Origin of the sequence: Paraburkholderia sp. GAS38 (assembly GCF_050434965.1) — a bacterium.
Lineage (GTDB): Bacteria > Pseudomonadota > Gammaproteobacteria > Burkholderiales > Burkholderiaceae > Paraburkholderia > Paraburkholderia phenazinium_A.
In genome coordinates this window covers 243335-266260 of sequence record NZ_JBNDJO010000009.1, presented here as the reverse complement: position 1 = coordinate 266260, position 22926 = coordinate 243335, and the positions used below count along the sequence as shown (strand labels likewise).

Below are 22926 nucleotides of genomic sequence, written 5' to 3'. Positions count from 1 at the left end.
GGAAAACTGCCCATGACGATTCGCGCCCTGCACGTCGCAAGCGAGCTGTATCCCCTCCTGAAAACAGGCGGTCTTGCCGACGTGGCGGGCGCCCTTCCCCCCGCGCTGATCGAGCGGGGCGCGGACGTCCGGGTGCTGCTGCCGGGTTTTCCGGCAGTCCTCGGCGGCCTCTCCGACCTGCGCACGGTGGCGCGGATCGGGCGCCGGTTCGACGCACCGCATGTGACGCTGGAACAGGGCACACTGCCCGCGAGCGACCTCGTGGTCTACGTGATCCGCGCCGACAGCCTCTACGACCGCCCCGGCAATCCCTACCTCGACGCCGAGCATGTGCCGTACGGCGACAACGCCCAACGCTTCGCACTGCTCGGCTGGACGGCCGCGCAGCTCGCCCAGCAGCTCGATCCGGCGTGGGCGCCGCAGATCGTCCATGCGCACGACTGGCACGCCGGCCTCGCCCCTGCCTATCTGAAAGCGGCCGAGCGCCAGCATGGCAAGGCCTTCGCCCACAGCGTATTCACGGTGCATAACCTCGCCTACCAGGGCGTGTTCCCGGCGCATCTGTTCGGGCAACTCGGACTGCCGGCCGATTACTTCCATATGCAGGGCATCGAGTTCTACGGACAGTTGTCGTTTCTGAAAGCGGGCCTCTACTACAGCGACCGCATCACCACGGTCAGCCCAACCTACGCCCGCGAAATCCAGACGCTTGCCCAGGGCGGCGGCCTCGACGGCCTCCTGCGCAACCGCACGCACGACCTGTCGGGCATTCTGAATGGCGTCGACTACAGCGTGTGGAACCCGGCCAGCGACGCCCTGCTCCCCGAGCACTACACCGCCTCGCAACTGTCGGGCAAGCACGCCTGCAAGACCGCGCTGCAAAAACGCTTCGGCCTCGCCAGCAAAAGCGACGCCTTGCTGTTCGGCGTCGTGAGCCGCCTCACGGAACAGAAGGGCCTCGACCTGCTGCTCGCGGTGCTGCCTGAAATCATCAAACGCGGCGGCCAACTGGTCGTATTCGGCACGGGCGATGCCGCGCTGGAGAAAGGCTTGCAGCGAGTGGCGCATGCTCACCCGGAGTCGGTGGCGGTCGAACTGGGCTTCGACGAAACGCTCGCGCACGCCATCATCGCCGGCAGCGATGTGGTGGCGGTACCGTCGCGCTTCGAGCCCTGCGGTCTCACGCAGCTTTACGCCCTCGCTTATGGGTCGCTGCCGCTCGTGCATCGGGTGGGCGGCCTCGCGGATACCGTAGTGGACGCCTCGCTGGAGAATCTGGCCGACGATCTCACGACCGGTTTCGTGTTCGAGCGCTTCGAACCGGATGCACTGGGCGCTGCGATCCGCCGCGCTTTCGCGCTGTACGCCCGTCACACCGAGTGGAAAGCCACCCAACGGCGCGCGATGCACCAGGACTTCGGCTGGGGCGCCTCGGCCGAGCGCTATCTCGCGCTGTATCGCGAACTGGCCTGAGCGAGCCGGGCGGCTCGGGCTGGCCTCAGGCCGCGCGCCGCCGCCCCGCTCCGTGACCGTTCAATGATGGCTCGGCGCAACACCACGGGGACGGATCATGCCGGCCCGGCGAAACTCATGTATTGTTGATTAAACAGGTACGCCACGGGCGATTGTTCTCAATCGCCCGTGGCCATAAGCGACCCTTAACGGCGACCAACGGATAGCGCCGGCGAAGACATCATGAAAAACGTCCTGAGCATCCAGTCACATGTCGTCTTCGGGCACGCGGGCAACAGCGCCGCCGTGTTCCCGATGCGTCGCCTCGGCGTGAACGTCTGGCCGCTCAATACCGTGCAGTTCTCCAATCACACGCAATACGGCCACTGGACCGGCAGCGCCATCGACGCTTCGCAGATGCAGGACCTCGTCGAAGGCATCGGCGCCATCGGCGTGCTGCCGCGCTGCGACGCGGTGCTCTCGGGCTACCTCGGCACGCCCGACCAGGCGCAGGCGGTGATCGAGATCGTCAAGGCCGTCAAGGCGGCCAATCCGCGCGCCTGGTATTTCTGCGATCCGGTGATGGGGATGGCCACCGGCTGCAAGGTCGAACCCGGCATCCAGGAGTTTCTCGTGCGCACCATGCCCGAGGTGGCCGACGGCATGGCGCCGAATCACAGCGAATTGCAGCGGCTGGTCGGCCGTGAGATCGAAACCGTGGAAGAAGCGGTCGCCGCCTGCCGCGAGATCATCGGCCGCGGACCGAGGATCGTGCTGGTCAAGCATCTGCTCGACCGCAACAGCCCCGCCGACCACTTCAACATGCTGGTGGTCACGCCGACCGAAGCGTGGATGGGCCAACGCCCGCTCTACCCGTTCGCCCGGCAGCCGGTCGGCGTCGGCGATCTGACGAGCGCGGTGTTCGTCGCCCGCCGGCTGCTCGGGGACCCGATCCGCCACGCCTTCGAACATACGCTCGCCGCTGTGAACGGCGTGGTCAAGGCGACGTGGCAGGCCGGCCGCTACGAGCTGGAACTGGTCGCCGCGCAGGATGAAATTGCACAGCCGCGCGAGTGGTTCGACGCGTGGACGATCGATTCGATCTAGCGCCGGCGCGACGCGCTTTTACAGAGCCGTCTTTGCCCAGCCGACGGGTTGCAGCGGCTGCGCCTGCTGCACACCCAGCGCAGGATGGCCGGCGATCTCCGCCAGCACCTGGGCCTGCGTCAACCCCGCGGCCTGCGCGATCGACGGCGCCACGCTCACCACGCCCGCCGCGCTCAAGACGAGCGCAACCAGCGAAAACCAGACTCCCTTCATCGTGTTTCTCTCCATTAGTCAGACCAATATGCTGTCCGTAGCCGAAGCGGAACAGCCGGCGGCAGTTTAACGATCCGCGCGCGACAACGCATCCCCTCTGGACCGAAAACACTATTCGAGATTCCGTGGACAATCCCGCCGCCGCGCATCGACGCGGGGCGAGCGCCGTTCGCTCAGCCGCGGAGGCCGTCGACGCTCGCTTGTCAGCGGCTCGTCCTATAATGCGTGCCGCGTGGTGCACGCAATCCTTTTCAAGCACCCGCTCCAGGCAAACGAGGCACAGATGGACGGTCATATCCGCAGCGAGCGGGAAGAAATCTTCGAAGAGTTGTGCATCAGCGTCGATGCCGACGAGGCGCACGAACAGGAAGCGATCGAGTACTTCGAGAACCAGTTCGGCGAGGCGGACTTCGATCCGACGCAGTGGCTCGACATCGCGCTCTACTACTCGCCGGCGGTGGCACGCGGCATCATCGAACTCGTCACGGCGGACGACAAGGCTCGCAGCAACATCGCCGAAGTGATCGCGGACAACCTCGACATTTCCTATGGCGAAGACGAGTGCCAGCAGTTCGCGGAGACGATCCAGTTCGCGCTCGCCAACGGCGTGCCGGTGGACCTCGATCTGGTGCTGGACGGCTGCCAGCGCGCCATCGACGATCTCGAGACCTGGGCCGACGACGAGACCAAAGAACCGCTGATGCGTCTGCGCGAAGAAGTGCTGAGGCTGCAGGGCGAGCAGTAAGCGGCGCGGAAGCGGCCTGGGTGTCTCCACGCCCAGACGCTCCCGCAGCTTTCGGGCTTCACCGTCCACCGCATCTTTCCACCGCCCCAACACCGCCACCTCCCGTGTGCCGGCATCCGCACGCGCCGGCCGCCCAAGACACGCCCGCCGCCCGCCCCGTTCGGGGCCTATGCTGAAATCCTCATCCAAAGCGTCGCGAACTGCCAAGACGGCCTCAAATTGGCTTTCTATATTTCGGCCAGATCGATGGACACGTTGAAGCACGCCAAAGCGCGCACGACCGGGGACGCGCGCTTTCCAGCGACGCTTGACGCGCCGCTCACCAGGTCTTCCCCGCAGTAGCGGCGTTACCGTGTTTTCCATCATTGTTTCCGGCGTACGATCCTTCGTACCCTGAAACAGTTCGTTCGGCCCCCTCTGAAGGAGACCACACCGCACGCATCGAGCCGCAAGCCAGTTTCATCGCACAGTCTGACCGCCCGCGCCTTTGCCTTGGCGTTTGCTGCGCGCGGCGCATTGCTTCAGCGTCACAGCCGTACCCGGCCGCAGATGGCCGGCTGCACCTTGACCGATATTCATAATTTGAACCTGTCGATGGAAGGAGAGACCATGAGCTTTCGCAAGACGCTGAAACCCCTCGTCGTGATGCTGGGCGCGCTGCTCGCCGTCGCGCCGCTGTCCGGCTTCGCGGACGACCTGCCGGTGAAGATCGGCTTCGCGGCGCCGCTCACGGGCGTCAACGCCGGCTACGGCAAAGACCTTGAGAACGGCGTACTGCTCGCCATCGAGGAAGCCAACGCGCAGAAGATCAAGATCGGCAACCAGGTCGCCAACTTCCAGCTCGTCGCCGAAGACGATCAGGCCGACCCGCGCGTCGGCGTGCAGGCGGCGCAGAAACTGGTGGACTCCGGCGTATCGGTGGTGGTGGGCCACTTCAACTCGGGTACGACGATTCCCGCCTCGCAGCTCTATGAAACGGCCGGCATTCCGGTCATCGATCCCGCGGCCACCAACCCGATCATCACCGGGCGCGGCTTCGCCAACGCCTTCATGGTGATCTCCACGGACGCACAAAACGCCGGCAACGCAGGCGTCTACGCGGTCGAAGTCACCAAGGCCAAGCGCATCGCGATCCTCGACGACCGCACCGCGTTCGGCCAGGGCGAGGCCGACGAGTTCGAGAAAGCGGTGAAGGCGCACGGCGGCAATATCGTCGCGCACGAATACACCAACAACCAGGCGGTCGACTTCAGCACGCAGCTCACCGCCATCAAGGCCACCAACGCGGATCTGATCTTCTTCGGCGGCCTCGATACGCAGGCAGCCGGCGTCGCCAAACGGATGAAGCAGCTCGGCCTCACGGCGCAACTGGTCGGCGGCGGCGGCGTGATGGACGAGGACTTCATCAAGCTGGCAGGCGACGCGGCAGAAGGCGCGATGGCATGGGAATACGGCCGGCCGCTCTCGCAGTTGCCGGGCGGCAAGGACTTCTCGGCCAAGTTCAAGAAGCGCTTTGGCGTGGATATCCTGTCGTATGCGCCGTTCGGCTACGACGCGGCATGGGCGGCGATCAAGGCCATGCAGCAGGCCAAGTCGACCTCACCGGCGGTGTATCGCCCGGTGTTGAAGGCGATCAGCTTCGACGGCGTGACCGGTCCGATCGCCTTCGATCCGAACGGCTCGCTGAAGAACGCCGGCTCGACGCTGTATCAGGTGAAGAGCGGCGCGTGGGTGCCGATCGTGACCAAGGGCGGCGGCAACTAGGCGGTGCAATGGGCCGGCCGGCGCAGTACGGCCGGCTGAACCCTTCTCGAGGCAGCCGGTCTCACAGACTCGTAGTGGGTTCCGATACGGGTCTCGTGCGCGTCGACGGGACCGTCGCTGCGCACGCCGACACGTCAAGAACCGGCCGCCCTGTCTAGCCGATCGCCCGGATGCAATGGATTACGTCGAACACCTCAATACCACGCTTTTCCTCATGATCAACGCAAGTCTGCCGGCGCGTCCCGCGCTGGTGACGAGCGCGTTCTTTTTCGCCGAGTACCTGATCTGGGCGGTGCCGTGCGGGCTGGTCGCCGCGTGGCTGCTCGGACCGGGACCCTGGCGGCGCGCGGCGTTTCGCGCCGCGCTGGCCGCCATGCTGGCCTTCATCATCAGTTTCGCGATTGGCGTGGTGTGGCCGCATCCACGGCCCTTCGTGCTGGGCCTCGGCAACCAGTTGCTCGAACACGCCGCCGATTCCTCGTTTCCGAGCGACCACCTCACCCTCTGGTGGGCCATCGGCTTCAGCCTGCTCGCCCCACCCCATGGTCAACGCGCTGCGCCGCCGGTCCGGCTCACGGGCCTCCTGGTCGCGCTATTCGGACTGCCGATGGCCTGGGCACGTATCTATCTCGGCGTGCACTATCCGTTGGATATGATCGGCGCCTTGCTGGTTGCGCTGATCGGCGCCACCGGAGTCGCACTCTGCGAAGGACGCGTATTCGACACGGTGTTCGGCGCCAGCGTGCGGCTGTACCGGTTCGCGTTCGCGCCGTTGATCCGGCTCGGCTGCGCGAAGCGGTAGACCCGCGGCGTGGCCCGCACCACGACCTGCGACGAGGTATCGCGCTCGATCTTCACGAGCGACGCCTGCACTTCGTTGAACATATCGGCCGAGCAGACCTGGTGGATGAATTTCGTATGCAGGCGGCGCGTGATCTGCAGGACCCGCGTGTCCGGATCGAACACGTAGTGCGAGGCGTAATCGAAGTAGGTGTCTTCGACGCGCGCGTCGACCGGCAGATCGGTCACGCGCACCGTCGCCGGCAACGCGATCTGCGCGGTTTCGTCGAAGTCGCCGCCCACGCACACCCAGGGCTGCGTGCGTTGCGGCTCGGCCAGCCAGGTCTGCACCTGGCTCGCAATGCCGCCCGCGAAACTCGTGAGCGCGGGCAGCGCGGTGGTGCCGTCGGTCCACGTGAAGTGCTCGAGCGTGCCCTGGATCGTGGTGTCGAACGGTCCTTCGGTGGTCGAAACGTCGCTGGTGCGCAGTTGCGAGCTGCCGTGCAGACCCGTCTGCAATAGCCGGCTCGCCGCGACCTGCTGGGCGCGCTGATGGGTGGCGCGGCGGAACATGTTGCGTTCGAGTTCGGCTGTCGCGCCCGAGTCTTCCACCCGGTACGCGTACGCCGCCGCGCCGCTCTCGGTCACGTCGATCTGCAGCCGCACCGAGCGCGCGCGCGGCTGGACGGCCGGCGTGCGCGAGAGTATGCCCTCGTCGACCAGCAGGACCGGCCGGTCCATCACAACGAGCGGCAGATAGCCGAAGGCGATGCCGCCCGCGGTCGTATCGGCATAAAGCCCAAATTGAGGAATCCAGACGATCGCGTGATTGATCGCGCTGTCGCCGTAACCCGGCACGTCCGGCAACGTGTAGTAAGGCCCGAGGTTGAGCAGCACCGCTTCGCTGCGGATGCCCACCGCGGCCAGCAAGGCGCTGTAAAGCGCGACGTGATCCTTGCAGTCGCCATAGCGGTTGTGCAGGATATCGATGGCCTTGTGCGGCACCGCCGCGGTCTCGCCGAGAAAGAGCGCCACGTAGCGCACATTCAGGCGCACCCAGTCGTACAGGATGCGAGCCTTTTCGCGCGGATCGACGGTGCCGGCCGTGAGCGACTGCGCGAGCCGGACGATGGCCGGGTCGCTCATGGTGGCGTCGGTGGCCGGACCCTTGTAGCGCGCGGCGAAGGTGGCGTAGTCCGGCACCGTCGAGACCATCAGCCGGTCGCCCCACGTCTCGTACCCTACCGCGCCGGACTCGATGGGCGCGTACGGCCCATGCCTGTAGTCGAACTCATAGCGGGTACGTCCCTGCTCCGTGACCGGCGGCACTTCGACGTAACCGCGGGCGTCGGCGTAGAGCGGCACGTCGGCGGGCAGATCGAAGATCAGCCGCTGCAGTTCGACCGGGTCGCGCGTCGGTTCGACGAGGTAGGCGAAGGTGCCGGCCTGCAGCGGCTTCGTGCGCGTCTTGCGAAACGCCAGGTGCACCCGCGAGCCGGGTTCCACGCCTGGGAAGATCACGGTCCGCAACACGCCGTCTTCGAAGGTCGGCGCGCCGGCCGAGCGCGGCTCCTGCACGTCGCGGATGCCGTCCGGGCCGACGGGACGCACGGTGCCATCCGGGTCGATGGTTGCGGCGCTGAGCAACTGCACCTCCTCGATGTCCTTGTTGAACCACACATAGCGCTGCGCGATATCGTCGACGCCGCTCGTCGTGTTCGCGCGCAGGACGGTGTCGTCGCGCTCCTCGACGGAGCCGTCTTTCTGGATCACAAAGTAGTGGACATCGCTTTCGACGGTGGAAGGGGCAAGGTCGTCGTTCGTCGCCGGAGTGGACGCGGCGAATACCGCCGGCCCCATGCACAGGCCGCCGACCACCCATGCCATAGCGGCGCACCGGCGCCGTGTGGAGCGCCTCATGCTGTGCGCGCCCTCACCCGCAGGCGACGCGCATCCGCGTCGTGGGATCGCCCGAACCCGCGCTGTGCGAGCGCCTGCTGCAAGTCTGCGGCGATGTTCCCCACGATGGCACCTCGTCCCGGTCGGTAGTGTGGTTGTAGCACATCGGCGCGCGCTGCGCCTCTCACCGCGCCCGCAGTTCCGCTCCTTCGTCATGGGCGAGCTTCGTAAAGAAGAACAACGAGCAAAACGTCAACACACCGACCACCGCAAACGCGGGCGAGAAATCGCGTGCCGTCAGATGCGCCGCACTGCCGCCATGCAGATGCGCCGTCAACGCCAGCAGCGAGGCGGCGAACGCCACGCCGATGCTGATCGACAGTTGCTGCGCCATGCTCGAGAGTGCCGTGGCCCGGCTCATCATCGGCTTGGGCATATCCGAGTAACCGAGCGTGTTGAGCGTCACCATGCCGAGCGAATTGAACAGGCCGCCAAACAGCAGCACGACGAAGATCAGCAGATGCGGCGTACTCGGCCGGAACAGCCCGTAGCCCGCGTAGAAGCATCCGGTGAGCGAGGTGGCGCCGATCAGCAGCGTGCGAAAGCCGATGCGGCGGATCGCCTGCTGCATCACCGCCCGCACGCTGAGCGAGCCGACCGCCGTCGCCACGCTCAACGAACCCGATTGCAGCGGCGACAAGCCGAAGCCGAGTTGCAGCATCAGGGGCAGCAGAAACGGCGAGGCGCCGATCGCGATACGCAACGGCATGCCGCCCACCACGGCGGTCCGATACGCCTTGTAGCGCAGCAGGCCCGGATCGATGATGGCGTCGTCGTGGCGGCGGCTATAGCGCCAGTAAGCGAGGATCGACAGCAGGCCGAGTCCGGCCAGCGCGAAGGTGACCGTCTGCGGCACCAGCCCGCGGCCCGCCGTATCGAGACCGCCGACCAGCCCGACGAGCCCCGTCGAAAGCAGAATGAAACCGGCGAGATCGAAGCGCTCGTAGACGGGTTCGTGGGTATCGTCGATGAAGCTCATCGCCATCAGGACGCCCAGCACGCCGAAGGGGATGTTTAGCAGGAAGATCCAGCGCCATGAGGTGATCGTCACCACCAGGCCGCCGAGCAGCGGTCCGGCGAGCCGTCCGATGGCCCCCGGCACGGTGAACCAGACCATCGCCGCGACCATCCGCGCGGGCGGCACGCTGCGCAGCAGGATCAGCCGCCCGACCGGCACCATCATCGCGCCGCCCATACCCTGCAAGATGCGGAAGATCACCAGTTGCGGCATGGTTTGAGCGAGACCGCACAGCGCCGAGCCGAGCGAGAACAGCGCGATCGCCGTGCAAAACACCCGGCGGGCGCCGAAGCGGTCGGCCAGCCAGCCGCTCGCCGGCAGGAACACGGCGAGGCTCAGCAGATAGGAGGTGATCGCCAGGTTCAGATGCAGCGTCTGCACCTGCAGCGAGCGGGCAATCGACGGCAACGCCGTCGCCATGATCGACGTGTCGAGGTTTTGCAGGAACAGCGGACAGGCGACGATAAGGGGAATGAGTCGGGAGCGATCGGTCATGCGCTCCCTTTTACCGCAAAACGCGGCGTCCGCAAAACGCGGCGTCCGCACAACGGGAGGCCGGGGACCGGCTCGCGCTAAAGCCGTCATCCGTTGCGCGAGCTCATCCGGCGTCTGTTACCGCGCCGGTTCGTCTACTGCCTCTGCCCTTCAACCCTCCGCGAGCGCACGCCGCAGCGACAGCGCAATCCCTTGCGCGGCAAGCCGCACCTCCTCGAGCGACGGAAAGGTCGGCGCAATCCGCAGATGCCGGTCTTCCGGATCGCGCCCGTACGGATACGCCGCGCCTGCCGGCGTCAGCACAAGCCCTGCTGCTGCGGCCAGCGCCACCGTGCGCTTCGCGTACCCCGGCGGCGTGTAGAGGCTGATGAAGTAGCCGCCGGCCGGCTCGTTCCATGTCACGCCCGGCAGGTCGCCGAGCTGCTCCTTGAACACAGCAGCAACCGCGGCGAATTTCGGACTCACCACCGCCCGATGACGCTCCATCAGCTGCTCGAGCCCGGCGCGGTCGCGCAGAAAGCGCACGTGACGCAACTGGTTCAGCTTGTCCGGGCCGATCGTGCGCACCGAGACGCGCTGCTGCCACGCGTCCACGTTGCGGCGCGAGCCGGCGAGGAACGCCATCGCCCCGCCGCCGATCGTCACCTTCGAGAGCGACGCGAACACCAGCGCGCGGTCCTCGTGTCCGGCAGCAGCGCAGGCTTCGAGCACGTTGAGCGTGCTGTGCCGCTGTTCCGTCAGATGGTGGAAACGGTAAGCGTCGTCCCACATCAGCCGGAAGTCCGGCGCCGCGGCCGGCATCGCCGCCAGACGCCGCACCACCTCGTCCGAGTAGATCGTGCCGCTTGGGTTGCTGTAGAGCGGCACGCACCAGATGCCCTTGATTGCCGGATCGCGCGCCACCTGCGCTTCGACGAAATCCATGTCCGGGCCGTCGTCGTTGATCGGCACATTGATCATGCGGATGCCGAGCGCCTCACAGATCGCGAAGTGCCGGTCGTAACCGGGCACCGGGCACAGAAAGGCGATGTCGTCGCGCTTGCGCCACGGCTCGCCGCCCGGCACGCCGAACAGCATCGCGAAGGCCAGCGTGTCGTGCATCAGTTCGAGGCTCGAATTGCCGGCCGCGACCACCTGGGCCGCCGGCACGTCGAGCAGCGCCGCGCCGAGCTCGCGCGCTTCGGGCAGGCCGAGCACGTGACCGTAGTTGCGGCAGTCGATGCCGTCGCGCGACAGGAAGCCCACCGTTCCCGCCTCGTCGAGCAGTGCGCGCGAGAGGTCGAGTTGTTCGGGCGCGGGCTTGCCGCGCGACATGTCGAGGCGCATGCCCAGTTGCTTGAAGTCGTCGTAGGTCGTCGGCATCGCGATGGTCTCCGGTGTTTGAACGATGTAGGGTTTGAGAAGCGCAGAACGCAGCGATTGTGCGTGATCCGCCCAGCAACGCCGCCAGTATGCCGACCGCCCCGCATTCAGACAAACGCGTTATATTGAACGTTTCGATCAGATTTTCTGATGCCTATGAAAGCCTTGGATCTCGACGTGCTGTCGATGGTCGTCGCCATCGCCGATGCCGGCAGCTTCGTGCGCGGCGCAGCGCTGGTACACCGCTCGCAGTCCGCGCTCAGCATGCAGATCCGCGCGCTGGAAAGCGCGCTCGGCAAGCCGCTCTTCGTGCGCGGCCCGCGCAGCGTCACGCCCACCGCCGACGGCCAGGTGCTGCTCGCCTATGCACGTCGCATGCTGGCGCTGCGCGACGAAGCCTGGGCGTCGATGGTGCATCCCGAGGTCAAAGGACGAGTGGCGATCGGGGTGCCGGACGACTACGCGTCATCGCTGCTGCCCTCGGTGCTGCGCAAGTTTTCGGCGAGTTATCCGAAGGTCGAGATTCAGGTGATCGGCATGCCGAGTCATGCGCTGGCCCCGCTCGTCAAGGACAACAAGATCGACCTCGCCTGCGTGACCCGCATGAGGGGCTTGAGCGGCGACTTCATCCGTTTCGAACCGATGGTGTGGGCCGGCGCCGTGGCGAGCGGCCGCGAAATCTGGAAAGAGCGGCCGCTGCCGGTGGCGCTGTTCGGCGCGGGCAGCGTCGCGCGCGCGAATGCCATACATGCTCTGGAGCGGGCCAGGATTACCTATCGCACGTCGTACGAAAGCCCGAGTCTGATGGGCCTCTTCAGCATGGTCGAAGCCGGACTCGCCGTGGCCCCGCTCGCGCGCTGCGCGGTGCCCGGCCATTTCGTGCAACTGGGGCGGCCGCACGGCCTGCCGGTTCTGCCCGAACTGGAAATCGTGCTGGCCCGCAGCGCCCGTTCGAACCGGCCGCCCTGCGATTTCCTTGCGGAGCAGATTCTCACCGAGCTGCGGTTGTGATGAAGGGGGCCGCGCGTGCGGAGTGGTGCGTGGCAATGCGCGTCCAACCCGGTAATCTGCTGTGATGGCTTTTTTCGAAGCTGCAAACGCTCGTTAGAAATGCGGTGCCCCCTGTAGAATATTTCGCCGTACAGGCTGCGCGGACACGGCGTACATGGCGGCATCCGCTGCATGCGTGGTGAAACGCCGCTGTGAGGCCGCGTCACACCACGTCACACGACGTGCCCCCACGCGACGCGAAGCCAATACCCCGACACCCCCGGCACCAACTCCACGAATTGAAGGCCCGTTGATATGCAAACTAGTCCGCTCAAGATTGCCGTGCTGTTCGGCGGCACCAGCGAGGAACGCGAAGTCTCGATCGCCAGCGGCGCGCAGGTCGTGCTTGCATTGCGCGCGGCGGGACACGACGTGCTCGCCATCGATACGTCGCGCGGGCTGCTGGGCGGCGAAGACGAAGTGCGCTTTCTCAGCTCACGCGTCAATGAAGCGCCGCCCGCCTCCGAGGCGCTGGCGATGATCCGCGCGGGACAGTCCAACGCGCTGCAGGCGGCGACGCTCGCCGGGGTGGATGTCGTATTCGTCGCCTTGCACGGCGGCACCGGCGAAGACGGCACCATCCAGGCCATGCTCGATCTCGCGGCGTTGCCGTACACCGGCAGCGGCCATCTGGGCAGCGCGCTCGCGATGGACAAGGACATGGCCAAGCGGCTCTTCGTGAGCGCCGGCATTCCCACCGCGCGCTGGCTGATGGCGCCGGTCGAGCCCGAGGCCGCGGGCGAGCAACTGGGTTACCCGCTCGTCGTCAAACCGAATAGCCAGGGCTCGACCGTCGGACTTTCGGTGGTGCGCTCCGCGGATCAGCTCGCGGACGCCATCGCGCTCGCCGGCGCTTACGACAGCGAAGTCATGCTGGAGCAGTTCATCGCCGGCCGCGAAATCACGGTGGGCGTACTCGGCGATGAAGCGTTGGCGGTGGGAGAAATCGTCATGGATCCGAACGCGGTGTTCGATTACAAGGCGAAGTACCAACCCGGCGCGGTGCGTGAAATCTTTCCGGCGGACTTGCCGGAAGACATCGCCGAGCAGGCTCGCGCGCTGGCGCTGCGCGCGCATCGCACGCTGAAGCTGGACGGTTATAGCCGCTCCGATTTCCGGCTGGATAGCCACGGGGTGTTGTGGTGTCTGGAAGTCAATACGCTGCCGGGCATGACCGCGACCAGCCTGCTGCCGCAGTCGGCGCAGGCGCGCGGCATCGCCTTCAGCGAACTGTGCGACCGCATCTGCCGGCTGGCAATCGAGCGGCATAGCAAGCGCAAGTGAGCTGACCTTCCTCCCTTCACTCGCTCTCGCCCAGCCTCACCAGCAGCGCCTGCAGTTTCTCCACGTGCCGCATCAGCAGATGCCGGTGCTTTTCGATCTGCTCGAGCCGGCCGGTGAGATCGGCATGATCGGTGTCCTCCAGATCCGAAGCCGCGATCACGTCCTCGACCTTGGCGCGCAACGCGGCCAGTTCGACCGGCGGACTCGCCAGATGCCGCTCGAAACGGCGCACGTCCTGCACCGCCAGATCGCGAACCTTGCGAAAGTGCGCCTGACGCCGATGCGCCTCGACGTCGAAGGTCTCCTCCTCGATGCGGCGCGCGGGCCCCGGCTGACCGAAGATGGGCTCAGGCGGCCGCAGCACCGATTTCTTGCGCGCCGGATGCGCCGTGCCGCGAAAGCGCGCGAGCGGCGTTTCGTTGTCGATCGCCTCGCGGGCGTTGGCGGGAATCTCCTGCTCGTGATGCGGCGTGTTCATCCAGCCGGCCGGCAAGCCGGTGACCGCTTCGACCCCGCGCACGAACTCCTCGTTGAATTCGCGCTGACCCGACAGCATCAGTTTCAGATAGCTTGCGGAGAACGTCATCATCCGCGCGAGACGCGTTGCCGCGCCGACCTCCTGGGTCAGCACCACCAGATTTGCCCGCCAGATCGGAAGCAGGGACTCGTCGGAATCTTCCATTGCTGGGTCTTCCATCTTTTCTCGCCCGATTAGTCTGTTACGTCCGCGCGGGCTCGCTGCCCACGCGCGTCGTGTTCGTCAAAGGGTAGTCGCTTCGCCATGCCGCACGCAACCGGTATGTCCCGGAGAGTGTGACGTAACGTAACTGGCGTAACGGCGATGCAAACAGGGGCCCGTTACGCCCCCCTGGATTGACACGCCGCGGGCGGCCGCGTTCCGGCCTGGCGGCGCGGTCGCATAGCCCATGCATTGATCAGACGTATGCGGCACGAATCGTGCTGCTCAGCAGGCTCTGCCAACCCGTCCCAACAAAGGGAAAATATGATGAAGAAAGCGATCCTTGCCTGCGCCGCAGCGCTGACCACCCTCTGCGTCATGGTGCCGGCGCATGCCGACGACCATCACCATCCGGTGTGCCATAAGGTCCACGTACACGGGCACTGGGAGAAACGCTGCCATTGATGTCAATGGCCGGCCCCCGCCTTGCGCGGGGGCGTCCCTAACGACGGCGCGAGCCGCGCCGCGCCCTCAAGCCGCGGCGACGTGATCCAGTGCTGTCCGCACCAGCGTCTTCAGTAACGGTTCGACCTGTGCCGCGAGCTTTTCGTCGTACGCATACGGCATCTGCTCTTCCATATACGTAATCTGCGTCAATTCGAGCTGCACCGCGTGTACGCCCTCGGCCGGCTGGCCGTACTGACGCGTGATGTAGCCGCCCTTGAAGCGGCCATTGGCGATTGTCGAATAGCGCCCGTGCTGTTCGACCACCGCGGCCAGCGCCTCGGCCAGGCCCGGCGCAGCACTCGCGCCGTTCGACGTGCCGAAGTTGAAGTCCGTCAGCCGTCCTTCGAAGAAACGCGGCACATGCGAGCGGATCGAATGTGCCTCCCACAGCAGCACCTTGCCGTGTTTCGCCTTCAGCGCCGCCAGGTGCGCCACGAGCGCCTCGTGATACGGCTTCCAGTAGCGTTCGCGGCGGCGCGCCACTTCGGCGTCGTCGGGCAAGTGGCCGTCGAGATACAGCGGCTCCTTGTCGAACGTGTCGACGGGCAAAAGGCCTGTCGTGTCCTGGCCCGGGTAGAGATTCGCGCCGTCAGGCGGGCGGTTCAGATCGATCACATAGCGCGCATTGCTTGGCATCAGCATCGACGCGCCCAGCTCGCGTGCAAAGCCGTACAGGCGGTCGAGATGCCAGTCGCAATCTTCGGTGCGCGCGGCGGCGGGCGTCATCGTAGCGGCGATGTCCGCGGGAATATTGGTGCCCACGTGGGGAATCGAAATCAGCAGCGGCAGGCTTCCCTCGTGCAGCGAAAAGACCGGTGGGGTGTTCGAAGCAGTCATGTCAGTCCAGAATCAATGAAATCGGGGCAAGGTTGCAACAGCTTACCCGAGTCGCGCGTTGGCGTATTTCGCCTGATGCATCGCTTGATGGATCACTTGAGCAGCTCGGCGAGCGCAACCCGGTACTGCGCGTACGCGCGCTCTTCATCGCGATGCCGGCGATTCTCGACGACCTTCTCGCCGCCGGCATACACGTCGCGAATCGGCGTCTCGCCATGCTCGCAGAATACAACGCCGGAAAGCCAGGCGTCGGGGGCATGCTCGGCGATGCTGGCATGGTCGCTGTCCAGCGCGAGAAAATCGGCGCGCTGCCCTGCCCGCAAACCGTTGACGGCGCGACCCGTGGCATGCGCACCGCCATCGAGCGCGGCGGCAAAGAGGCGATCGGCGACAAACGGCGCCTCGGCCGAGGCCAGCACGTTGCGCTGCCGGCGCGACAAGCGCTGGCCGTATTCCAGCAGCCGCAGTTCCGCACGCCAGTCCACGCCGATATGGCTATCCGAACCGATGCCGAAGCGCCCCTTCTCTTCCAGATACGCGTGCGCCGGGAAAATGCCGTCGCCGAGATTGGCTTCGGTCGTCAGGCACAGCCCCGCCACCGCGCCGCTTGTGGCCAGCGCGCGCGTTTCGTTCGCATCGACGTGGGTCGCATGCACGAGACACCAACGGGAATCGACATGGAAACGTTCGAGCAGCCATTGCACCGGACGCGCGCCTTCGGTCTCGAGACAGGCGTCGACTTCCGCGGTCTGCTCGGCGATATGGATATGCACCGGCGCACCCGGCAGGTCCGTGTCGAGACCGTCGAGCAGACTGCGCAGCGATTGCTCCGAGACCGCCCGCAACGAATGCGGCGCCACGCCGTAGCGCAGCGCCGCGCTTTCGGGGCGCGCCGCACGCAGCTTGGCCAGCAGATCGAGCAGGCTCTCGGGCGTATTGATAAAACGCTGCTGATCGGCCCGCGGGGCGCGCGCGCCGAAGCCGCTGTACTGGTAGAGCACCGGCAGCATCGTCATGCCGATGCCGCTCGTCTGCGCCGCATCCACCACCCGCTCGGCGAGTTCGGCCGCGTTGACGTAACGGCTGCCCTCCGGCGTGTGATGCACGTAATGGAACTCGCACACCGAGGTATAGCCCGCCTTCAGCATCTCGATGTACAGCCACTGCGCGACAGCGGCCAGTCCTTGCGGCGAGATCTTCGCGGCGAAGCGGTACATCAGGTCGCGCCAGCTCCAGAAGTTGTCGGTGGCGTTTGCACGGTATTCCGTGAGACCCGCCATCGCACGCTGGAACGCATGCGAATGCAGGTTCGGCATGCCGGGCAAGACGGGACCGGCAGCGCGAGCGACGCCGACGGGCGGCGCGCCCGTATCCGGCGTAACGTGGGTGAGCGTGCCGCCCGCGTCCCACTCGAGCAGCACGTTGCGACGCCAGCCGTCCGGCAGATACGCGTGGTCGGCGAACAGCGCGTGACGGGTTGCTTGAGTCGACGCCTCGGTCGATGTAGGTGCCGGCGCTCGATTCGAATCAGTCATCTTCAGACCTTGAGGGGGTTCGACTTGGGGTTCGACTTGGGTTTGGCACGGCGGTTAGCGCCGGCGTTGACACCGCGTTCAGCGCGCAACAGGCGCCGTCACGGCCGCCGTCGCGGGCCGCGTATAGACCGTCTCGCCGGCCCGCACCACACGCGCGCACAGCGGACGCCCGATCCAGTACGCCAGCTCAGCGAGCGTATCGACGGACCACACGGCGAAATCCGCCGCGCGTCCGACCGCCAGCGCGCCGTGCCGATCCGCGGCTCCAAGCGCGCGCGCCGCGTGTTGCGTCACGCCTTGCAGCACTTCGGGCACGGTCATGCGAAACAGCGTGGTCGCCATGTTCATCATCAGCAGCAGCGAGGTGGTGGGCGACGTGCCGGGGTTGCTGTCGGTGGAGATCGCGATGGGCACTTCGTAGCGGCGCAGCAGATCGAGCGGCGGCAACTGCGTCTCGCGGATGAAGTAGTACGCGCCGGGCAGCAGCACGGCGACCGTGCCGCTCGCTTTCACCGCGGCCACGCCTGCTTCGTCGAGAAACTCCAGATGATCCGCGGACAACGCGCGATGACGCGCCGCGAGCGCCGTTCCACCGCTATTGGACAACTGCTCGGCATGCATCTTCACCGGCAGCTTGTAGCGCTCGGCTGCGGCGAAGACACGCTCGCTTTGCGCAAGCGAAAAGCCGATGCGCTCGCAGAACACATCGACCGCATCGACGAGACCCTCGTCGGCCAGCGCAGGCAGCATGCGCTCGCAGACTTCGGCGATGTAGTCGTCGGCTCGCCCGGCGAACTCCGGCGGCAACGCATGCGCGCCGAGAAAGGTCGTGTAGACCGACACCGGATACTGCTCGCCGAGACGGCGCGCGACACGCAGCATCTTGCGCTCGCTCGCCAGGTCGAGGCCATAGCCGGATTTGATCTCGACAGCGGTCACGCCTTCGGCGAGCAGCGGTTCGAGCCGCGCGGCGGACGCGCGGAACAGGCTGGCTTCATCGGCGGCGCGGGTCGCGCGCACCGTCGAAACAATCCCGCCGCCCTGCCGCGCGATCTCTTCGTAGCTCACGCCCGCGAGCCGCTGGGCGAACTCGTCGGCGCGCTGGCCGCCGTACACCAGATGGGTATGGCAATCGACGAGGCCCGGCGTCACCCACGCGCCACCGAGGTCTTCGCGCGGCCACGCGGCGTAGTCAGCCGGCAAATCGCTCGCTGCGCCGAGCCAGGCAATCCGGCCGTCGTGCACGGCGATGGCCGCGTCGGCCAACGTGTGATGAGGATCGCCCTGCGGGCAAAGCTTCAGGTGATGCCAGACGGTTTGCTTCATCGCGTGCTCGTTTGCAGCTAGTTGCGGTTCCGTGAATGCGAGGTCCGATGCGGGACCGGACTCGCCGTATGGGTGTTCACGCGTAATGCAGGCGGATCGCGAGCAACGCACCCTCGCCGCTCAGTTTGCACGCGAGGGCCTCGGGTGCGTCGATCTGCAGCGTGTCGTCCGTCACCAGCGTCAGCGGAGCGGCGTCGCCCAGCGTTACTTCGAGCGAGCCGGCCGCGCAAAACAGCAGCACGACATCAGCGGACAGATGGCGCGTCGATGCGGCGCTCGCGCGATGCTCACCCTCGCCTCGCCATACCTCGACCTCGCCGGTTGCCGCGCCACGCCGCACCATCAGGTTGAAATCGCGCGTGGCCCCGTCGACGAGACGCGCGTCGATCGCGGCCTCGCCGGCAAAACGGGCGATGTCGAGCGCTTGCGTCAGCGCATGGGTCGGCCCTTGCGCTTCATCGAGCAGCATACCCGCGCCCGACAACAACACCAGCGTGCGGTCGATGCCGTCAAAACGCGAGAACGGCCCGGCCTGCGCGACGTCCGCGATGCTCACGCGCCAGACGAACGCGTCGAGCCCCGCACCTGCGGGAAACGCGGCCACCTCACGCGTGACCCCGCCGCCGTTTTTCCAAGGCGCGGCCACGAGATCCACGCCACGCAGCAGCGTCGCAGCAACACGGCGCGTCACGATCAACGGCCCAGCATCGGCAGGTTCAATCCCACCTCGCGCGCCGTCTCCTGCGCGAGTTCGTAGCCGGCATCCGCATGACGCATCACGCCCGTGGCCGGATCGTTGAACAGCACGCGGCCGAGGCGCCTGGCCGCTTCATCCGTGCCGTCGGCCACGATCACCACCCCCGAGTGCTGGCTAAAACCCATGCCCACGCCACCACCGTGATGCAGCGACACCCACGTCGCGCCACCTGCCGTATTCAGCAACGCGTTGAGCAGCGGCCAGTCGCTGACGGCATCCGAGCCGTCCTTCATCGATTCGGTTTCGCGGTTCGGGCTCGCCACCGAACCGGTATCCAGATGGTCGCGCCCGATCACGACCGGCGCCTTCAACTCGCCGTTCTTCACCATCTCGTTGAACGCTTGCCCGAGGCGATAACGATCCTTCACGCCGACCCAGCAGATTCGCGCCGGCAGACCCTGGAACGCAATGCGTTCGCGCGCCATGTCGAGCCAGTTGTGCAGATGCGCGTCGTCGGGAATCAGTTCCTTGACCTTGGCATCGGTCTTGTAGATGTCCTCAGGATCGCCCGACAGCGCGACCCAGCGGAACGGGCCCTTGCCCTCGCAGAACAGCGGGCGGATATACGCCGGCACGAAGCCCGGGAAATCGAAGGCGTTGTCGACGCCCATTTCCAGCGCCATCTGGCGGATGTTGTTGCCGTAGTCGAGCGTGGCGGCGCCGCGTTCCTGCAGCGTCAGCATCGCCTTGACCTGCTCGGCCATCGATTGCCTGGCGGGCTTGACGATGCTGTCCGGCGCCGTCTTCTGACGCTCGCGCCAGTCTTCCACGCTCCAGCCTTGCGGCAGGTAGCCGTTGATCGGATCGTGCGCGCTGGTCTGGTCCGTCACGCAGTCCGGCGTGATGCCGCGTGTGACGCATTCGGCGAACACGTCCGCCGCATTGCCGAGCAAGCCGACCGAAACCGGCTTGCCGGTTTGCTTCGCCTCTTCGACGATCGCCAAGGCTTCGTCAAGCGTCTTCGCCTTGCGGTCCACGTAACGGGTCTTCAGACGGAAGTCGATGCGCGTCTCGTCGCATTCCACCGCGATCATCGAGAAGCCGGCCATGGTCGCCGCGAGCGGCTGCGCGCCGCCCATGCCGCCGAGACCGCCGGTCAGGATCCAGCGGCCCTTCGGATCGCCGTTGAAATGCTGGTTCGCCACCGAGAAGAAAGTCTCGTAGGTGCCCTGAACGATCCCCTGGCTGCCGATGTAGATCCAGCTGCCCGCCGTCATCTGGCCGTACATCATCAGGCCCTTGCGGTCGAGTTCGTGGAAGTGTTCCCACGTCGCCCAGTGCGGCACGAGGTTCGAATTCGCCAGCAGCACGCGCGGCGCGTCGGCATGCGTCCTGAACACGCCGACCGGCTTGCCCGATTGAATCAGCAGCGTCTCGTCGTCGTTGAGGTCCTTCAGCGTGGCGAGAATCTGATCGTAGCAATCCCAGTTACGCGCCGCGCGGCCAATGCCGCCGTACACCACGAGCGCATGCGGATGCTCGGCGACTTCGGCGTCCAGATTGTTCTGGATCATCCGGTAGGCGGCTTCCGTGAGCCAGCTCTTGCAGGTCTTGTCCGCACCGCGCGGGGCGCGGATGCTGCGGGTGGGGTCGAGACGCGGGTCGATGTGCTTGGGGTTGTTCATGGTGGCCCTCGGAGGCTGGAAAGTACTCGGGAATCAGGTCAAAAAACGCAGAGCGGATAAGCGAAATCAGAAGTGTCCGGTGAAGCGGTAACGGCTGCCGGGATGCCAGAGATTGGCCACCGAAGCGACCAGGCTCTGCGACCACGTGCGACGATGCAGCACGAGGCACGGTTCGAGTTCGTCCATGGTCAGCAGTTGCCGGGTATCGGCATCCGCCACGGACGCTTCAATGCGGTATTCGACGCGCTGCAGCGGCGCGACGCGCACCAGGTACTGGTTCGGCGTGGTGTTGGTGAAGTCCTGCAACGCGTACTCGGGCGCGACCGCCGGGTTGACCCAGCGTTCTTCGAGCTGCACCGGCTCGTCGTTTTCGAAATGCAGCACACGCGAGTGAAACACCGGGCTGCCGGCACTCACCTGCATCTCGTCGGCGAGCGCCTCGTCGGCAATCGCCGCGCCGATATGCAGCACCTTCGCCTGATAACGATGACCGCGCGCGACGATCTCGTCGGAAATGCTGCGGATCGCCACCAGCGTCGATTCGTACTTCGGCCGCGCCACGAAGGTGCCCGAACCCTGCACGCGCGTGAGCACCTGCTCGGAGGTGAGCTCGCGCAGCGCGCGGTTGACCGTCATGCGCGCCACGTTGAACTCGCGAGCGAGCTCGTTTTCCGAAGGGACCTGGTCGCCCTCACCCCATTCGCCCGCGTGAATGCGGGCGAGGATGAAGTCCTTGATCCCCTGATAGGCCGGTGCGTTCATGCTCGATGTGCCGTGAGTGCGATGCGTGCCGTTAGCCTGCTTACTGTTCCGACGGGAACGCGAACGGGCTGTGCGCGGCGATCGTGCCGTTCTGCACGAGACGCGTGACCGCGGCGATATCCGGCGCGAAGTAGTGATCGAGTTCGTAATGCGCGACTTCGTGGCGCACCGTGTTCATCACATGCTGCAGGCTCGGACTGGTCTGGTGCGGCGCGCGCAGGTCGACGCCCTGCGCGGCGGCGAGCAGTTCGATCGAGAGAATGTTGGCGGTGTTCTCGGCGATATCGCCGAGCTTGCGCGCCGCAAACGTCGCCATCGACACGTGGTCTTCCTGGTTCGCGGAGGTAGGCAGCGAGTCGACCGAAGCCGGATGCGCGAGCGTCTTGTTCTCCGAGGCGAGCGCCGCCGCCGTGACGTGCGCGATCATGAAGCCGGAGTTCACGCCGCCATCGCGGACGAGAAACGGCGGCAGACCGGACAGCGTCGAATCGATCAGGAGTGCGATGCGGCGTTCGGCGAGCGCGCCGATTTCGGCCGCGGCCAGCGCGAGATTGTCGGCGGCGAACGCTACCGGCTCGGCGTGGAAGTTGCCGCCCGACAGCACTTCGCCGGTATCCGGGAAAATCAGCGGGTTGTCCGACACGGCGTTGGCTTCGATCAGCAGCACGTCGGACGAATGGCGCATCTGGTCGAGGCACGCGCCCATCACCTGCGGCTGGCAGCGCAGGCTGTACGGGTCTTGCACCTTGCCGCAATCGCGGTGCGACAGGTTGATGCCCGAGCCGTCGAGCAGCGACCGGTAGGCCGCCGCCGCTTCGATCTGGCCTTGATGACCGCGCAGGTCGTGGATGCGATGGTCGAACGGCGCGACCGAACCGGCCGCCGCGTCCACCGACAGCGCGCCCGCCACGAGGGCGGTGCGGTACAGGTCTTCGATCGCGAACATGTTGTACAGCGCGAGCGCGGTCGAGGCTTGCGTGCCGTTCAGCAGCGCGAGGCCTTCCTTGGCTTGCAGCGTGAGCGGCTTGAGGCCGGCGAGGCGCAGGCCTTCGGTAGCGGCGATGCGCTCGCCCTTGGCGATCACATCGCCGACGCCCAGCAGCGCGGCCGACATATGCGCGAGCGGCGCGAGGTCGCCCGAGGCGCCCACCGAACCCTTGACCGGAATCACCGGCAGCACGTCGGCGTTGAACAGCGTGATCAGCGCGTCCATCACTTCGCGGCGGATGCCCGAGTGGCCGCGGCCGAGGCTCGACAGCTTGAGCGCGATCAGGAGACGCACGACCGGACGCGACATCGGCTCACCCACGCCGACCGCATGCGAGAGCACCAGATTGCGTTGCAGCAGCTCGAGCTGCTCATGCGGGATGTGCGTGCTGGCGAGACGCCCGAAACCCGTGTTGATGCCGTAAGCGGGCTCACCCTTCGCGGCGATGTCGGCGACGGCCTGCGCGCAGGCGTCGATGGCGGCAAAGCTGGCGGGATCGAGTTGCAGCGTGACCTGTTCACGGGCGATCTGGCGCAGTTGCGGGAGAGTCAGGTGGCCGGGCTTGAGAATCATCATGGAAGAGTCCTGTCTATACAATTTGAGAGAAGTCTAGCGGCGTCAGCTTGTATATACAACTTATTTTTAATGCTCTGGTGTTAGGGGTTTCCCGAGGGGTTCATT

At 66.2% G+C, this 22926-nt stretch carries 18 protein-coding genes and 1 pseudogene; 7 read left to right on the top strand and 12 right to left on the bottom strand.

Translation table 11 applies throughout. The features are described from left to right. The first annotated feature begins 12 nt into the window (after window positions 1-12). A complete protein-coding gene (gene glgA / locus P3T42_RS22085; protein WP_429307243.1) occupies window positions 13-1473 on the top strand; it encodes a glycogen synthase GlgA in 1461 nt (486 codons plus the stop codon). Window positions 1474-1695: 222 nt separating this feature from the next. Beyond that, window positions 1696-2559: a pyridoxal kinase PdxY gene (pdxY, locus tag P3T42_RS22080; RefSeq protein ID WP_074297999.1), complete on the top strand. Its 864-nt coding sequence runs from the start codon at window positions 1696-1698 to the stop codon at window positions 2557-2559. An 18-nt stretch (window positions 2560-2577) separates the two neighbouring features. Here the strand turns inward: pdxY and P3T42_RS22075 are convergent, their stop codons facing one another. Next, entirely contained in the window at window positions 2578-2772 is a 195-nt protein-coding gene (locus tag P3T42_RS22075; protein WP_429307242.1) for a hypothetical protein, read from the bottom strand. 283 nt (window positions 2773-3055) lie between these two features. Here P3T42_RS22075 and P3T42_RS22070 point away from each other — a divergent pair, with 283 nt between their 5' ends. From P3T42_RS22070 to P3T42_RS22060, 3 genes and pseudogenes are all read left to right on the top strand, one after another. After that, window positions 3056-3517 (top strand): hypothetical protein, encoded by a 462-nt coding sequence (locus P3T42_RS22070; RefSeq protein ID WP_074297995.1) that lies wholly within the window; start codon window positions 3056-3058, stop codon window positions 3515-3517. Window positions 3518-4126: 609 nt separating this feature from the next. After that, window positions 4127-5281: a branched-chain amino acid ABC transporter substrate-binding protein gene (locus P3T42_RS22065; protein ID WP_074301566.1), complete on the top strand. Its 1155-nt coding sequence runs from the start codon at window positions 4127-4129 to the stop codon at window positions 5279-5281. A 175-nt stretch (window positions 5282-5456) separates the two neighbouring features. Continuing rightward, a pseudogene (locus P3T42_RS22060) lies at window positions 5457-5930 on the top strand (undecaprenyl-diphosphatase); the annotation flags it as partial. Here P3T42_RS22060 and P3T42_RS22055 read toward each other — a convergent pair. The 3 genes from P3T42_RS22055 to P3T42_RS22045 form a co-directional block, all read right to left on the bottom strand. Next, on the bottom strand, window positions 5921-7921 hold the full coding sequence (locus tag P3T42_RS22055) for a DUF3857 domain-containing transglutaminase family protein (RefSeq protein ID WP_429307274.1): 2001 nt from the start codon (window positions 7919-7921) through the stop codon (window positions 5921-5923). The pseudogene P3T42_RS22060 and the gene P3T42_RS22055 overlap by 10 nt on opposite strands. 223 nt (window positions 7922-8144) lie before the next feature. Beyond that, a complete protein-coding gene (locus P3T42_RS22050; RefSeq protein WP_429307241.1) occupies window positions 8145-9533 on the bottom strand; it encodes an MFS transporter in 1389 nt (462 codons plus the stop codon). Window positions 9534-9683: 150 nt separating this feature from the next. Further along, entirely contained in the window at window positions 9684-10895 is a 1212-nt protein-coding gene (locus P3T42_RS22045) for an aminotransferase class I/II-fold pyridoxal phosphate-dependent enzyme (protein ID WP_429307240.1), read from the bottom strand. Between the two features lie 156 nt (window positions 10896-11051). Between P3T42_RS22045 and P3T42_RS22040 the strand changes: the two genes are divergently transcribed. Together P3T42_RS22040 and P3T42_RS22035 are read left to right on the top strand one after the other, a co-directional pair. Next, entirely contained in the window at window positions 11052-11906 is an 855-nt protein-coding gene (locus P3T42_RS22040; protein ID WP_429307239.1) for a LysR substrate-binding domain-containing protein, read from the top strand. A gap of 294 nt (window positions 11907-12200) precedes the next feature. Further along, a complete protein-coding gene (locus tag P3T42_RS22035; RefSeq protein WP_074297985.1) occupies window positions 12201-13229 on the top strand; it encodes a D-alanine--D-alanine ligase in 1029 nt (342 codons plus the stop codon). 16 nt (window positions 13230-13245) lie between these two features. Here the strand turns inward: P3T42_RS22035 and P3T42_RS22030 are convergent, their stop codons facing one another. The 8 genes from P3T42_RS22030 to hutH form a co-directional block, all read right to left on the bottom strand. Next, a complete protein-coding gene (locus tag P3T42_RS22030) occupies window positions 13246-13911 on the bottom strand; it encodes a hypothetical protein (protein ID WP_429307238.1) in 666 nt (221 codons plus the stop codon). A gap of 528 nt (window positions 13912-14439) precedes the next feature. After that, window positions 14440-15252, bottom strand: coding sequence for an N-formylglutamate deformylase (gene hutG / locus P3T42_RS22025; protein WP_429307237.1), 813 nt, complete (start codon window positions 15250-15252; stop codon window positions 14440-14442). A 92-nt stretch (window positions 15253-15344) separates the two neighbouring features. Continuing rightward, a complete protein-coding gene (locus P3T42_RS22020) occupies window positions 15345-16787 on the bottom strand; it encodes a formimidoylglutamate deiminase (RefSeq protein ID WP_429307236.1) in 1443 nt (480 codons plus the stop codon). Window positions 16788-16865: 78 nt separating this feature from the next. Continuing rightward, entirely contained in the window at window positions 16866-18113 is a 1248-nt protein-coding gene (gene hutI, locus P3T42_RS22015; protein ID WP_429307235.1) for an imidazolonepropionase, read from the bottom strand. Between the two features lie 76 nt (window positions 18114-18189). Next, the gene (locus tag P3T42_RS22010; RefSeq protein WP_429307273.1) at window positions 18190-18807 is read right to left on the bottom strand and encodes a HutD/Ves family protein; all 618 of its coding nucleotides are present in this window, start codon (window positions 18805-18807) and stop codon (window positions 18190-18192) included. Continuing rightward, entirely contained in the window at window positions 18807-20495 is a 1689-nt protein-coding gene (hutU, locus tag P3T42_RS22005) for a urocanate hydratase (RefSeq protein WP_429307234.1), read from the bottom strand. The genes P3T42_RS22010 and hutU overlap by 1 nt, the downstream gene beginning before the upstream one ends. Before the next feature lie 66 nt (window positions 20496-20561). Then, window positions 20562-21257 (bottom strand): histidine utilization repressor, encoded by a 696-nt coding sequence (hutC, locus tag P3T42_RS22000; protein WP_074297972.1) that lies wholly within the window; start codon window positions 21255-21257, stop codon window positions 20562-20564. A gap of 40 nt (window positions 21258-21297) precedes the next feature. After that, window positions 21298-22821, bottom strand: a complete 1524-nt coding sequence (gene hutH, locus P3T42_RS21995; protein WP_171991678.1) for a histidine ammonia-lyase — start codon at window positions 22819-22821, stop codon at window positions 21298-21300. Window positions 22822-22926: the final 105 nt, after the last annotated feature.